Here is a 13,363-nt window from a genome sequence, read left to right on the forward strand (position 1 = left end):
CGGACGAGTAGCACTCGTTCGCACCGGGTATCAGGTTGTCGTGGATGCCCGAGTTGCCGTATTTGCCCCGTCCCCTCAGTTGACCGTCACCGTCGAGGACCTCGATGGCGAACCGGACGTGCACCTGCACGCCGGTGGCCAGGGTTTCTGGCAGTCCAGGATGATCGCTGCCCTCGGCGTCGAAGCAGTGGTGTGCGCGACGTTCGGCGGTGAGACGGGCCGTGTGCTGCGCACCTTGCTGGAAGGCGAGCACGTCGAGCTTCAGGCACGGGAAGTCGCCGCACGCAACGGCGCCTACGTGCATGATCGCCGTGACGGAAGCCGCGACGAGATGGTCGAGATGCTCCCGGACGCGCTGTCCCGGCACGAGCTCGACGACGTGTACGAGTCGGCGCTGGTGGAAGGCATCCGTGCGGGCACAGCCGTGCTGAGCGGGCCGTCCGACGACCGGGTGCTGCCCCACGACACGTACTTCCGCCTCACCTCCGACCTGACCGGCAACGGCTGCCGCGTGATCGTCGACCTGGCGGGGGAACGGCTCGCCGAGGCCGTGCGGGGCGGCCCGCACGTCGTCAAGGTGTCGCACGAGGAACTGGGCGAGGAAGAGCTGCCCAAGCTCATCAAGAAGGCCCGCGAGATCGCTTCTTCGTGCGTGCACGGCGTGGTGGTGTCCCGTGCCGACGAACCGGCGTTGGCGCTGCTCGAAGACCAGTTGTACCTCGTGCGGATGCCTCAGCTGCAGCCCGTCGACACGCGTGGCGCGGGTGACTCCATGACCGCGGGGATTTCGGCGGGCCTCGCGCTGGGTATGTCGTTGACGGACGCGGTGAAGCTCGGCGCGGCCGCCGGCGCGGTCAACGTGACCCGCCACGGCCTCGGCAGCGGAGGCGGAGAGGCGGTGCGCGAGCTGAGCAAACGCGTGGAACTGGAGCCGATCGAGGAATGAGCGGATGCGCGCGCTGATCACGAACGACGACGGAATCGACTCGCCCGGCCTGGCGGTGCTGGCGTCTGCGGCCCTGGAGGCAGGCCTGGAGGTGGTGGTGGCGGCACCGGCCACCCAGGCCAGCGGCACGAGCGCCTCCGTCGCGGCGGCGGGCGAGAACGGCAGGGTGGCGAGCGAACGCCGTTCGTTGCCCGGCCTCGACGTGGAGGCCTACGCGGTCGCGGCGCATCCGGGGCTGATCTCGCTCATCGCGTGCCGCGGCGGCTTCGGCGGCAAGCCCGACGTGGTGCTGTCCGGGGTGAACCTCGGTGCGAACGTGGGCCGCGCGATCCTGCACTCCGGCACCGTCGGCGCGGCGCTGACCGGGCACCTGAACGACGTCACGTCGATGGCGGTGTCGCTCGACGTGGGGTTGGACGAGCCGGAACCGTTGTGGGACAAGGCGGGCGAGGTGGTGCGCGTCGTGCTGCCGTTGCTGCTGGAGATGCCCGCGGCCTCGGTGCTGTCGGTGAACGTGCCGAACATCGCCGACGTGCGCGGACTTCGCTGGGCGGAGCTGGCGCGGTTCGGCACCGTGCAGAGCCGGGTGGACGAACGGGACGACGGCGAGGTCGAGCTCGTCCACGTCTACGCAGAGGAGTCACTGGTGCCCGGCACGGACACGGCGTTGCTGGCCGAGGGGTTCGCGACCGTGACGGCGTTGCGCTCGGTGGACCGCGACGTCAGTTCTGAGCGCGCTTTGCCGGCCTGGCCAGCGTGATCACGAGCCCGATCAGGGCCGTCCGCACCTCGAGAAAACTTTCGGTCGTCAGGTCGTTGAGCGAGAAAGCCAGCATCCCGAACGACAACAGCAGGAGAATCCCGTACATCCGCGCGAGGTCGTGCCGCCACGCCATCGCGACGCCCAGCGCCCCGACCCCGATCTGGACCACGTGGTAGTTCGGGTCCAATCCGAACACGTCGAACCATCCGAACGCGAGCTGCAGCAAGCCCGCCGTGAGAGTGAGCGCCTGCGGCCTCGTGAACTCGAACTGATCGTTCAGCAAGGCCATGGGTCTCTACCCTTCGGATCGCCGCCAGACCGCGTCGTACTTCGCCTGTCGCGCGCGGTCCCTCACGGCGTTTCGTTCCCGGCGACCCTGAGTCGCCGACCCTCGTGGATACCCGTACTTCGTGAGCCGGTAATCCACGCTTTCGGGTGCGTAGGAGAGCGCGAAGTACAGTCCTACAACGAAACCGAGCGCTCCGCACGCGATTGCGAGTGGCCACGCCGAGCCGAGTCCGAAGACCAGCGCCAGCGTGATGGCCGTCGTCAGCGGCGTGACCTGCACAAGACTGCGCACCGTGAAGCGCACCAACCACTTCGGACCGGTCACGTCGTCGAAGACGAACTCCCGGTACTTCTGCGGCAGCCTGCCACCCGCGTAGTACCAGAGCTTCAATGCCGGGTTCATCGGACGGCCTTGGCGATCACCTTGTGCAGCACCTGGTTCAGCTGCGCGAGCTCTTCGAACGTCATGTCGAGCTGCTCCACGACCTTGAAGGGAATCTTCAGCGCTTCTTTTCTCAGCTCCTGCCCGGCCTCGGTCAGGGTGAGCGCGAGCGCGCGTTCGTCCGCCTTGTCCCGCTGCCGCTCGACGTAGCCGACCGCCTCCAGCCGCTTGAGCAGCGGGCTGAGGGTGCCGGGGTCGAGCTGCAGGACGTTGCTCAGGTCCTTGACGGTGCGCGGCGACCGTTCCCAGAGCGCCAGCATCACCAGGTACTGGGGATGCGTGAGGTTCAGCGGCTCCAGGATCGGGCGGTAGACCGCGATGACCGTCCGGCTGGCCACGGCCAGCGCGAAGCAGACCTGCCGCTCCAGTTCGAGCGGGTTCTCCGGAATACTTGGTGTACTAATCATTGGTGTACACACTAACTCGGAGGCGCGCTGAGATCCAGGAGGTGTGGCGCAGTGCTCAGACGGTCACTTCAAGGCTTCCGCGAGGACCTCGGCGGTGACGGCGGCGCCCGCGCGGGTCATCACGGTGCCGCCGTGGTCGACCTCGTTGATCAGCACGGGTTCGTGCAGCACGGGCAGTGCGGTGCGGAACTCCTGGGCCTGCTCGACGGTGTAGGCGGGCGGGCTGTCCGGGCCGGTGCTCCACTCGGCGTGCAGGAACCAGGTCGGCACGGTCAGTTCCCGCCAGCGCGACTTGCCGAAGATGACGTCGGTGGCGTCGGCGACCAGGGTGTCGGCCGGGAGCCTCAGGTGGCCGTCGGAGGTCAGGTCGTGGGCGAAGTAGTCGCGGATCAGTGGGTCGGTGGCGTCGATCAGCGGGTTCACCATGGCCTGGACGGCGAGGTACTCGTCGACGGTCCAGGTGCGTTCGCGCGCGGCCAACTGCGGGGCGAACGCGGCTGAGAGCAGTTCCTCGGTCATCTGGGCGTGGGCGGGCATCGGGAAGCCGCCGTCCACGAGCACGAGCGTGCGCACGCGGTCCGGATGACGCACGGCCAGATCGGCGGCCACGTACGCGCCCATGGACATGCCGCAGACCGTCACGGTCTGGAGGTCGAGGGCGTCGAGCACGCGGACCATGTCGTCGGCGTGCTGACCGATGCCCGCGCCGGGGACCTCGGAGCTGTCGCCGCGGCCGCGCAGGTCCGGTGCGATGAGGGAGAAGTGGTGGGCGGCCACCCAGTTCCAGAGCTTGCGGCTGCCGCTGACGCCGTGGATCGCCAGCACGGGCGGAGTGTCGCCGTCGTGGATCTCGACGGCCAGGTCGCCACCGTCTACCGGAACGAACATGCGGACTCCTTAGGCCTTGCCGGGATTGAAGAGGTTCAGCGGGTCGAGCGTGTGCTTGATGGCCTGCTGCACGGCGTGCGCGCCGGGGCCGAGTTCGCGGATCATGCCGTCGCGCTTCAGAAGGCCGACGCCGTGCTCGCCGGTGACGGTGCCGCCCAGCGCCAGGGCCTGGTCGATGATGTCCTCGAACGCCGCCTGCGCCGCGATCCTGGCGTTGTCGTCGCCCGGCGGGGTGATCAGCAACGGGTGCAGGTTGCCGTCGCCGGCGTGGGCGATGGTCGCGATCCGGACCTGGTGGCGCGCACCGATCTCCTCGATGTGCGCGAGCATCGCGGGGACCGCGGACCGGGGCACGCAGACGTCCTCGGTGAGCAGCGGGCCCAGGCGTTCGAGCGCCGGGTAGGTGAGGCGGCGGGCGGCGAAGAGGGCCTCGGCCTCGGTCGAGTCGGTGGACCGCTCCGTCCAGACGGCGCCCGCGTCGGTGAAGGCCGCGACCAGCCCGTCGGCGTCGTCGGGCGTCTCGGCGCGGGCCAGCAGCATCGCCTCGGTGTCCGGTTCGATGCCGAGATGCTTCCAGTCCTCGACGGCCTGCAGGCACGCGCGGTCGATCAGTTCGAGCGCGGCGGGTTGCAGGCCTCGGCTGGTGCTCAGCGCAACGGCCTGACCTGCGGCGACGAGGCTGTCGAACGCGCCGACGACGGTGCCGGCGGGCCGTGGGGCCGGGCGGAGGCGGACGGTGATCTCGGTGACGACGCCGAGCGTGCCCTCGGATCCGACGAGCAGGCTGGTCAGGTCGTAGCCGGCGACGCCCTTGGTGGTGCGCCTGCCCAGGCGCACCGCGGTGCCGTAGGGGACAGGGCCGCCCAGCACGGCTTCCAGGCCGAGCACGTAGTCGCGCGTCACGCCGTACTTCAGGCAGCACAGGCCGCCCGCGTTCGTGGCGACGTTGCCGCTGATCGTCGACCACGGTGAGCTGGCCGGATCCGGCGGGTACCAGAGTCCTTGCGCGGCAACGGCTTTCTTGAGGTCGTCGTTGACGACGCCCGGTTGCACGACGGCGAGCAGGTTGTCCCGGTCGATCTCGAGGATCCGGTTCATCCGGCTCAGATCGAGGACCAGGCAGCCGTCCGTCGCGTTGGCGCCGCCGGACAGGCCCGTGCCCGCACCTCGCGGCACGATCGGGACGTTGTGCTCGGCGCAGGCTTTCACGGCCTGCTGGACGTCCTCTGTGGACTGCGGTCGGAGCGCCGCGTACGGCGTGCCCGCCGGTGCCCACTCGGCCTCGTCGTGACTGAGGCCGGCCAGCGTGTTCGGGTCGGTGATGAGGTTCGGCAGCTTCATGATCGCTCCAACGCGCCGTGCGCGGCCTTGTGCGTGACACGTTCCAGTGCCGCGCCCCATTCGGCGGGCGTGGTGTCGGCGTGGATGGGGACCGCGCCCATGCCCGCCACCGCGAACCGGGCGAAGAGCACCAGGTCGAAGGCCTGGTCGGGGGAGGCGAGCGGTGGGGTCAGGATCGTCGCGATCCGCGCGGCGCCCGTGTTGAGCTCCTGCGTGCCGGTCGCGATGAGGTCCGGTTCCTTGACGATCACCGCGCGGCGGCCGAGTTCCAGCGCCCACTGTTCGGGGGTGATCGTGTCGATGGCCGTGCGCACGGCCGTCGTGAGCGCCGCGACGGGATCCGGGTCCGGGGCGAGGGCACGGACGACGCGGCTGAGGAACGCGTCGTACCAGAAGATCGCGGCCTTGGTGCCGAACGTGCGGAACAGCGTGCGTTCGGAGACGCCCGCGCGATCGGCGATGGCCTTGGTCGACGTGGCGGCGAAGCCCTGGTCGAGGCACAGGGCGATGGCCGCCTCCTGGATCGCGAGGCGGGTGCGCAGGTCCTTCGCGGCGCGCGTGGTCAAGGTGTCCACGTCGCCACGGTAGCGCGAAGCGTCAGTTACTGCCAGAAGTTCTGGCAGTAACTGACGCTTTTTGGTGCTCTTAGAGCGCGCGAACGGCCGCGCCGAGGCGCGTGATGCCCTCGTCGATCTGCTCCGGCGTCACGCCCGAGAACGCGAGACGGAGGGCGTTGTCGCCGCCCTCCAGCAGGAAGTCGGAGCCCTTCACGAACTCGACGCCGTGCTCCTTGGCGACCGGCACCAGCTTGTCGATCGACACGCCCGGCAGCTCGACCCACATGAAGTAGCCGCCCTGCGGCGCGGTGAAGACGGCCTCCGGCAGCTCACGCTGAAGCGCCGCCACGAGAGCGTCCCTGCGCGCACGCAGCGCCGTGCGGACGTTCACGACCGACTCGTCGAGACGGCCGGAGCGGCAGTACGAGTTCACGATCGACTGCGCCACCATGTTCGGCGAGATGTACGTGGTGGTGGCGATGTCCTGGACGCTCTTGATGACGGCCTTCGGGCCCACCAGGTAACCGCAGCGGATGCCGGGCGCCATGGTCTTCGAGAACGACGACGCGTAGACGACCTTCTCGTTCTTGTCCTGCGAGAGCATCGTCGGCAGCGGCTCGCCCTCGAAGCGCACCTTGACGTACGGGTCGTCCTCGAACAGCACGAAGTCGTACTTGGCCGCGAGGTCGAGCAGACGCGCGCGCTTCGCCTCGGACAGCGTGTAGCCGGCCGGGTTGTGGAAGTTCGGGATGATGTGCGCGAGCTTCGGGCGCACACCGCTCTCCAGCAGCTTCTCGAGCGCGTCGACGTTGATGCCGTCGGTCTCCAGCTCGATCGCGTGGATCTTGGCGCCGCGGTGGCGCAGGTTCAGCAGCGTGCGGTCGTAGGTCGGAGCCTCGACCACCACGTCGTCGCCCTGCTGGACGAGCAGTTCGAACAGGAACGCGTCGGCCTGCATCGAGCCGTTGGTGACGAGCACCTGCTCCGGCGCGACGCCGTGCTGCTCCGCGAGCCAGGTGCGCAGCGGGACGTAGCCGACGCTCGTGCCGTACGCGAAGGTGCCGCCGGGGTCGTCCGTGAAGGCTTTCTGCGCTGCTTCGCGCAGGCCTTCCTGGTCGATGATGTCGAGAGAGGGCGCTCCGCGCGTGAACAGGATCGAGGCCATGCGCGGAGCGTACAACTCCCACAATCTGGGCTACGGCCTATATGCGTATGAGTTGAGCAGGCTCACCGCCGCCTGGGCATTGCCCAGGTGATAAAGATCGACTGCCAGGAAGTTCGGCTTCTTCCGCGCCGCTGGCTGGCAGAACTGCTGCGCCCGGTTCGCGAGCTTGCCGTTGTCCGTCGTGGCCGTGCTCGTGAACGGAACGTCCCGGAAGTGGTTCATCACGAACAAAGGCTGGAAGCTGCCCGTCGCCGTGAGCGGTTTTTCATCCCATCGGCTGTAACAGGACCAGTCGGAACTGCCCAGACCCGAACCCATCGACCAGTAGTTCTCGACCGTCCAGTCCTTCTGGTAGAGCACGCCGCTGTCCTCGCGCCCGTCCTTGCCGTGGTCGGTGAAGATGATCAGCCGCTTGTTGCTGCCCTGCAGCTGGCTGCGCGTGGGCCACCCGTTCTGCTGCACGCCTTCCGCCCGGTACAGGACGTCGTTCAGCCCCTGCACCTTGCGAAGCTCGGCGCGCAGCGTGTTCGCGTCGACGTAGTCCTCCAGGAAGACCGTGATGATCTCGCTGCGGTTGTTCTTGAGGAAGTCCACGATCCGCTGGACGTCCACGTTGAGCGCCACCGGCTTGCTGACGAGCGTGCAACTGTTGTGGCACAGGATCGCGCCGTCCGGGGTCTGGTGAATGTCGAGCATGAAGCCCCGCACGCCGTCGTTCAGCTGCTGCACGATGCCGCGCGTCTGGTTCTTGGCGAGGTTGACGAACGGCGGCGCGAACCCGCCGTCCACCCCGTTCGCATAGGCGTTGTGGGCGGTCAGGAACGTCATCTGGTCGAGCCGCGGATCCGCCGGCATCGGCTCGGTCTGACCGCTGACCGGCGTCAGGTACCAGCGCGACTCGCCATTCAGGCTGAAGAATTCCCATTGATCACCGAACTGACGGGGCTCGTGAACCGTATCCCCTTGTGAACACGAACCCATGGTGAGCTGACGGGTGATGCACTGACCCGGCGAGTCGGTGTTCTCGAACCTCCCGTCGCTCAGCCGCCACTGCTGGCGGTCCTCGTTGCCCTTGGGGCGGTGCAGCGCCAGTCCACTGCCGCTCTGGGCGACGTTGAGTCCGGTCCTGACACTGGTGACGTAGAACGTGCCCGCGGGAGCCGCGTCGGCGGTGGCGGGTACCAGGGGAAGTAGCAGCAGGGCTGCGATGGCAGGGAGGTATCGCATGGTGACCAGAGTCATGCACCGGGGTGAAACATGAAACGCTTTCAAGGGTGTGAACCTTTAACACTCTGGGTATCCCCAGCATCGTGAATCGCTCTTGACGAGCAGGGGAACCAGTACGTCGCAGGACAACTCCACGGCAGCCGTCGCCCAACCGAAGGGTTAGGGCCGGTACTCGGGCGCCGCCTTCACAAGCCGCGCAGGGTTCGACTCCCTCGGTTGCCACTTGCTCCGGGCACGTCCCGAGAGCGCACGTCGTCGACATCCCGCGGCGGCAAGTACAGGCGTCGTGGTCGACGGACCGCGGCGCCTGTGTCGTCTCAGAACGGCGGATCGCCGCTGAACGTCGTGCCGGCATCGTGGTCACGCGGCCTGGTGCTGGATCTGCCCAGGGCTCGCAGCTGATCGCCGACGTATCTCAGGCCCTCACGCAGCTGTTCCTTGCTCGCCTCGGCGCGGCGGTCGACCCCCATGACGCCGTTCAGCTCGCTGTTGACCGCGCCGGGATGGCGGCCGGAGTCGGTCGCCAGCAGGAAAGCGGCCTTGTTGAGGGACTTCCGCATGCTGTGCGAGATGGTGATCCCAGGCGCGTAACGGCGGGGTGGCCACGCTAGCGGCGCGGCCTGGCGCTGGGGGAGTGGAGCCGGAGCGGCGTGGTCCTGAGGCCGCGGGGCTCGGCGGTCGCGGTTCGCACGGCAGGTCGTGCGTTCGGCCGGTGTCAGGTGAGCCCAGCACGCCACGGGGTTCGCGGCGGGGTCGGCAGCATCGGGTGCGCCCCAGTCCGCCGCCCGGGCCTCGCAGCGACGGCCGTCCTCGCGCTGCCGGACGCACTGCGGCGCCGTCACCGCGCTGCCGGACCCGGCAGGCGACCGTGGAGTCCGGAGTGGAGTGAGGGGGCGGAATGCATGGCGGTACCAGGCCTTTCGATCATCGTGGCTCTCCGAACGAGCTGATGTGACCACGATGACAGACGGGTCTGACACTCCCGGGAAGTCCAGCTCAGCGCCCGTTTTGGAGGTATGGGCACAAAAGAAGCCCGCCCGGTGCGAAACCGAGCGGGCCCCAAGAGCTGAATCAGATGGCGCGGACGTCCTGCGCCTGCGGCCCCTTCTGACCCTGGCCGATCTCGAACTCCACGCGCTGCTGCTCTTCCAGCGACTTGAAGCCCGAGCCGGAGATCTGCGAGTAGTGCACGAACACGTCCGGACCGCCGCCGTCCTGCGCGATGAATCCGAAGCCCTTCTCGCCGTTGAACCACTTCACGGTGCCCTGCGCCATACCGAATGCTCCCTAGATGTTGGTCCCTCGCCAAAGCGAGGTGCGCGGGCAGTCTGCCAGTCGACGGTCTCTCTCACATCGTGGTTAGCCCGGTGGTGTGACGAAGTAAGTTGAACGTGGTACCCCGAGAGGAGCAGGAATGACGAACTGGCTGGACGTCGCGCACGAGGTGGCGGCGACGCTCAGGTCCGACGCGGCGGACAGGGACCGGGCGAACCAGCCACCCGCCAAAGAGGTGGAACTGCTCAGGCAGAGCGGCTTGCTGAACGTCGGCGACTGGACGCAGCAGCAGCGGATCGGCCGGATCATCGGGGCCGCCGACGCCAACATCGGGCACCTCCTCGGGTACCACTACCTGCAGATCTGGCGCAGCGGCCTGTTCGACGCGCCGTTCAGCGTCCGGCCCGACCAGTTCTGGGCAGGCGTCAGCAACCCGCTCGACGCGGCGCTCGAACTCAGCCCCGCCGAAGATGGTTTCGTCCTCAACGGTCGCAAGACGTTCGCCACCGGAGCCGCCGTCGCCGACCGTCTTGTGGTCAGTGCGACGCGCACGGACAACGGCGAGAAACTCACCTTCCTGCTCGACGGAAAAGCCGGCGGAATCACCTACTTGGACGATTGGGACAACATCGGCCAGCGCCTCACCGCGTCCGGTGGCGTGAACTTCGAGAACGTCGCGGTCACCGAGATCCTCGGCGTCCAGCCCGCGAACGAGGACCCGCGCATCAGCCTCGCCGCGATCGGCTTCCAGCTCGTGCTCGCCCAGCTCTACGTGGCCATCGCGGAAGGCGCGCTCGCCGAGGCCGCCGACTACACCCGGACGAAGACCCGCCCGTGGTTCGTCAGCGGCGTCGAAACGGCCACCGAGGATCCGTACATCGTCGCGGCCTACGGCGAGATGGTGTCCCAGACCAGGGCCGCCGGGCTGCTCGCGGACGAAGCCGCGCGGCAGCTCTGGGAGGCGACCGAGCTCGGCAGGCACCTGACCCCCGCCAGGCGCGGCGAGGTCGCGGTCACGATCTCCGAGGCCAAGGTCGTCAGCACCAAGCTCGTCAACGAGGTCACCAGCCGCATCTTCGAGCAGGTCGGCGCGCGCGGCACGGCGGCCAAGTACGGCGTGGACCGCTTCTGGCGCAACGCCCGCACGCTCACGCTGCACGATCCGGTCGTCTACAAGGCACGCGAGGTCGGCGAGCACTTCCTCACCGGCGCGCGCCCCGCGCACACCGGGTACAGCTGATGCAGCCGGTCCTCGCCGACTCGGTGAAGCTCACCGAGAACGGCGTCCTGATCCTCGACCGGCGGCAGTTCCCGTTCGAACGGAACTGGGTGCTCTGCCGCACGGCCGAGGAGGTCGCGCGGGCCATCGAGGACATGGTCACCCAGTCCTCCGGCCCGTACTTCGCGGTGCTGTTCGCCATGGTGCTCAAGGCGCGCACCCTCGAAGGCCTGCCGTTCGAGAACGCCCGCGCACAGCTCGCCGAAACCGCCCGGATGCTTGAGAACACCAGACGCACCAACAACGCCCTGCGCAAGGCGACCAAGATCGTCCTCGAACACGTGGACGCCGCGCAGGACATCACGCACGCGTTGTACGGCGCCGAGGAAGGCGATCGCAGGTACCGGGCCAAGAGCCAGGCACTGGGGGAGCACACGGCGAACCTGCTGCCCGCCGACGCCACGGTCATGACCCACTGCTGGGCGGATCTGTACCTCACCGAAACGGTCAAAGCCGCGCAGGCACAAGGCAAACAGCTCAAGTTCTTCTGCACCGAGACCAGGCCCTACCTGCAGGGAGCCCGGCTCACCGCGGAGACGTTGATCGAGATGGGCGTCGACACCACGCTCATCACGGACGGCATGGGCGCCGCGGTCCTGCAGAGCGGACAGGTCGACGCGTTGGTCACGGCGGCCGATCGCGTCACCATGGACGGGCACGTCGTCAACAAGGTCGGCACACTGGGGCTGGCCGTGGCGGCGCACGCGTTCGGAGTACCGTTCCACGCCCAAGTGCAGGCACCCGATCTGCAGGCGCCGACGACGGACCACGTCGAGATCGAGTACCGCGACGGCTCGGAAGTGTTGCAGGTCCTCGGCAGGCCCAGTGCCACGCCGAGGGTGAAAGGGCACTACCCGGCGTTCGACGTGACACCGCCGCGCTTCGTCACGACCGTGGTGACGGACCGGGGTGTCTACGCCGCCGGCGCGCTGGACGAGTACTACGAGGGAGAACAGCGGTGAGCAAGTGGGTCGTGCTCGACATCGAGGGCACGCTGAGCGCGACGGACCAGGTGCTGGTCGTCCTCTACGACTACGCCCGCCCCCGGCTCGGGCCGTGGATCGAGCAGCACGGTGACGACCCGGTGGTCGCCGGCGCCGTCAAGCAGATCAAGGAACTGAGCGGGCACGACGACGTTGTCAAAGCGCTGCACGACTGGATGGACGCAGACCAGAAGGTCACGCCTCTCAAGACGTTGCAGGGCCTCATCTGGCAGCAGGGCTACGCGCAGGGCGACCTGGTGGCGGAGTTCTTCCCGGACGTCGTCCCCGCGATCCGCAAGTGGCACGGCGACGGCGTGAAGCTCGCGATCTTCAGCTCCGGCTCGGTCGCGGGCCAGGTCGCGTTCTTCCAGCACACCACCGACGGCGACCTGACCCCGTTGCTGGAGCAACACTTCGACACGGTCAACGCCGGCCCGAAGCGCGAAGCCGCGTCGTACCACAAGATCGCGGAGACGCTCCAGAGCGACGACATCACCTTCTACAGCGACGTTCCGGCCGAGCTGCACGCCGCGCAGGAGGCGGGCTGGAAGACGGTCGGCGTCGCGCGTGCCGGTGAGCCGTACGGCAACGCCGACTTCACGCCGCACCCCACGGTCTGGGAGCTGTCGTGACGGCAGAGCTCGCCCGCGAGTGCGTCCGCTACGCCCAGATGGGCTGGATGCGCGGCACGAGCGGCAACCTCTCCGTTGTCCTGCAACGTGATCCGCTCCGGCTCGCGGTCACGGTCAGCGGCGTCGACAAGGGCGAGATCACCGCGGACGACAGCGTGATCATCGACGTCGACGGCAACGCGGTCGACTCACCGAAGGTCCCGTCCGCCGAAGCGGGCCTGCACGCCAGGATCGCCCACGTCTCGGGCGCCGGAGCCGTCGTGCACGTCCACGCGCTGGCCACCGTCGTCGCGGCGGAACACTGGCCCGACGGCGTGGTCCTCAAGGACCTGGAGATGCTCAAGGGTTTCGGCCGGTACGACCACGAAGAGGTCGTGATCCCGGTCGTGCGCAACTCGCAGGACATGCTGGAACTGGGCGACGCCTTCGAGAAGGGCTTCGACCCGAAGGTCCCGGCGCTGCTCGTCGCACGGCACGGCGTGTACGTGTGGGGCGAGGACCTGATGCAGGCACGGCACCGCCTGGAATGCCTGGAGTGGTTGCTGCGCTTCAAGGTGGAGACGCGAGACATCTTTACGGGGAGGCACTCATGACGCTGTTGACCGTGTGGCCGGAATCCGGCCCCGAGGAGACCGTCCTGCGCACCGCGGACGCCGAGGAGATCGCCACCGCGCTCAAGGAGCACGGCGTGCGCTTCAGCCGTTGGTCCGTTGTGGACGGTGTCACCGCCGAGAACGCCCTGGAGATCTTCAAGGACGACATCGCCCGCGTCAGTGAGACGGAGGGCTACGGCTACGTCGACGCGATGGAGATGACGCCGGCCGACACCGACGAGTACCGCACGAAGGCCGTCGAGTTCCGGAACAAGTTCCTCGCCGAGCACACCCACGACGACGACGAGGACCGCTACTTCGCCCGTGGTGCAGGGGTTTTCTACCTGCACATCGGCGACAAGGTCTACGCGGTGTTCTGCACGGCGGGCGACCTGCTGAGCGTTCCGGCGAACACCACGCACTGGTTCGACATGGGCACGACGCCGGACTACGTGTCGGTCAGGTTCTTCCACGACGACGACGGCTGGATCGGAAACTTCACCGGCAGCGACATCGCGAAGAAGTTCCCGACCTTCGACGAGCTCAGTTCAGGAACGTGAAAAGTTCGCCTATCTGA

17 protein-coding genes are annotated in these 13,363 nt (G+C 68.1%); 7 read left to right on the forward strand and 10 right to left on the reverse strand.

What is annotated here, in order from left to right:
- Positions 1-79: 79 nt before the first annotated feature.
- Positions 80-946, forward strand: a complete 867-nt coding sequence (locus tag SK854_RS27585; protein WP_319978020.1) for a 1-phosphofructokinase family hexose kinase — start codon at positions 80-82, stop codon at positions 944-946.
- A 4-nt stretch (positions 947-950) separates the two neighbouring features.
- A complete protein-coding gene (surE, locus tag SK854_RS27590; RefSeq protein WP_319978021.1) occupies positions 951-1,706 on the forward strand; it encodes a 5'/3'-nucleotidase SurE in 756 nt (251 codons plus the stop codon).
- Here surE and SK854_RS27595 read toward each other — a convergent pair.
- The 10 genes from SK854_RS27595 to SK854_RS27640 all read right to left on the reverse strand — a co-directional run bounded on the left by SK854_RS27595 (position 1,669) and on the right by SK854_RS27640 (position 9,299).
- Positions 1,669-1,998 (reverse strand): hypothetical protein, encoded by a 330-nt coding sequence (locus SK854_RS27595; protein ID WP_319978022.1) that lies wholly within the window; start codon positions 1,996-1,998, stop codon positions 1,669-1,671. The genes surE and SK854_RS27595 overlap by 38 nt on opposite strands.
- 6 nt (positions 1,999-2,004) lie before the next feature.
- Positions 2,005-2,400, reverse strand: a complete 396-nt coding sequence (locus SK854_RS27600) for a DUF5313 family protein (protein WP_319978023.1) — start codon at positions 2,398-2,400, stop codon at positions 2,005-2,007.
- Positions 2,397-2,846, reverse strand: a complete 450-nt coding sequence (locus tag SK854_RS27605; protein WP_319978024.1) for a MarR family winged helix-turn-helix transcriptional regulator — start codon at positions 2,844-2,846, stop codon at positions 2,397-2,399. The genes SK854_RS27600 and SK854_RS27605 overlap by 4 nt, the downstream gene beginning before the upstream one ends.
- A 63-nt stretch (positions 2,847-2,909) precedes the next feature.
- Entirely contained in the window at positions 2,910-3,734 is an 825-nt protein-coding gene (locus tag SK854_RS27610) for an alpha/beta fold hydrolase (RefSeq protein ID WP_319978025.1), read from the reverse strand.
- Between the two features lie 9 nt (positions 3,735-3,743).
- A complete protein-coding gene (locus tag SK854_RS27615; protein ID WP_319978026.1) occupies positions 3,744-5,075 on the reverse strand; it encodes an FAD-binding oxidoreductase in 1,332 nt (443 codons plus the stop codon).
- Positions 5,072-5,650: a TetR/AcrR family transcriptional regulator gene (locus SK854_RS27620; RefSeq protein WP_319978027.1), complete on the reverse strand. Its 579-nt coding sequence runs from the start codon at positions 5,648-5,650 to the stop codon at positions 5,072-5,074. Before SK854_RS27620 ends, SK854_RS27615 begins: the two co-directional genes overlap by 4 nt.
- Positions 5,651-5,720: 70 nt before the next feature.
- Positions 5,721-6,797: an aminotransferase-like domain-containing protein gene (locus SK854_RS27625; protein WP_319978028.1), complete on the reverse strand. Its 1,077-nt coding sequence runs from the start codon at positions 6,795-6,797 to the stop codon at positions 5,721-5,723.
- Positions 6,798-6,827: 30 nt separating this feature from the next.
- Positions 6,828-8,024: a PI-PLC domain-containing protein gene (locus SK854_RS27630; protein ID WP_319978029.1), complete on the reverse strand. Its 1,197-nt coding sequence runs from the start codon at positions 8,022-8,024 to the stop codon at positions 6,828-6,830.
- A 317-nt stretch (positions 8,025-8,341) separates the two neighbouring features.
- Positions 8,342-8,584 carry a hypothetical protein gene (locus tag SK854_RS27635; protein WP_319978030.1) on the reverse strand — a complete coding sequence of 81 codons (243 nt, stop codon included), beginning with the start codon at positions 8,582-8,584 and terminating at the stop codon, positions 8,342-8,344.
- 511 nt (positions 8,585-9,095) lie between these two features.
- On the reverse strand, positions 9,096-9,299 hold the full coding sequence (locus tag SK854_RS27640) for a cold-shock protein (protein ID WP_030479286.1): 204 nt from the start codon (positions 9,297-9,299) through the stop codon (positions 9,096-9,098).
- A gap of 139 nt (positions 9,300-9,438) precedes the next feature.
- Between SK854_RS27640 and SK854_RS27645 the strand changes: the two genes are divergently transcribed.
- From SK854_RS27645 to SK854_RS27665, 5 genes are read left to right on the forward strand one after another with little or no spacing between them, the layout of a single operon-like run.
- A complete protein-coding gene (locus SK854_RS27645; RefSeq protein ID WP_319978031.1) occupies positions 9,439-10,539 on the forward strand; it encodes an acyl-CoA dehydrogenase family protein in 1,101 nt (366 codons plus the stop codon).
- The gene (locus SK854_RS27650; protein WP_319978032.1) at positions 10,539-11,540 is read left to right on the forward strand and encodes a s-methyl-5-thioribose-1-phosphate isomerase; all 1,002 of its coding nucleotides are present in this window, start codon (positions 10,539-10,541) and stop codon (positions 11,538-11,540) included. Before SK854_RS27645 ends, SK854_RS27650 begins: the two co-directional genes overlap by 1 nt.
- Positions 11,537-12,193 carry an acireductone synthase gene (gene mtnC / locus SK854_RS27655; RefSeq protein WP_319978033.1) on the forward strand — a complete coding sequence of 219 codons (657 nt, stop codon included), beginning with the start codon at positions 11,537-11,539 and terminating at the stop codon, positions 12,191-12,193. Before SK854_RS27650 ends, mtnC begins: the two co-directional genes overlap by 4 nt.
- Complete coding sequence (mtnB, locus tag SK854_RS27660; RefSeq protein ID WP_319978034.1) at positions 12,190-12,786, forward strand: methylthioribulose 1-phosphate dehydratase; 597 nt, start codon at positions 12,190-12,192, stop codon at positions 12,784-12,786. Before mtnC ends, mtnB begins: the two co-directional genes overlap by 4 nt.
- A complete protein-coding gene (locus tag SK854_RS27665; RefSeq protein WP_319978035.1) occupies positions 12,783-13,346 on the forward strand; it encodes a 1,2-dihydroxy-3-keto-5-methylthiopentene dioxygenase in 564 nt (187 codons plus the stop codon). Before mtnB ends, SK854_RS27665 begins: the two co-directional genes overlap by 4 nt.
- The last annotated feature ends 17 nt before the right edge of the window (positions 13,347-13,363 follow it).

It is taken from the genome of Lentzea sokolovensis (genome assembly GCF_033949975.1).
Lineage (GTDB): Bacteria > Actinomycetota > Actinomycetes > Mycobacteriales > Pseudonocardiaceae > Lentzea > Lentzea sokolovensis.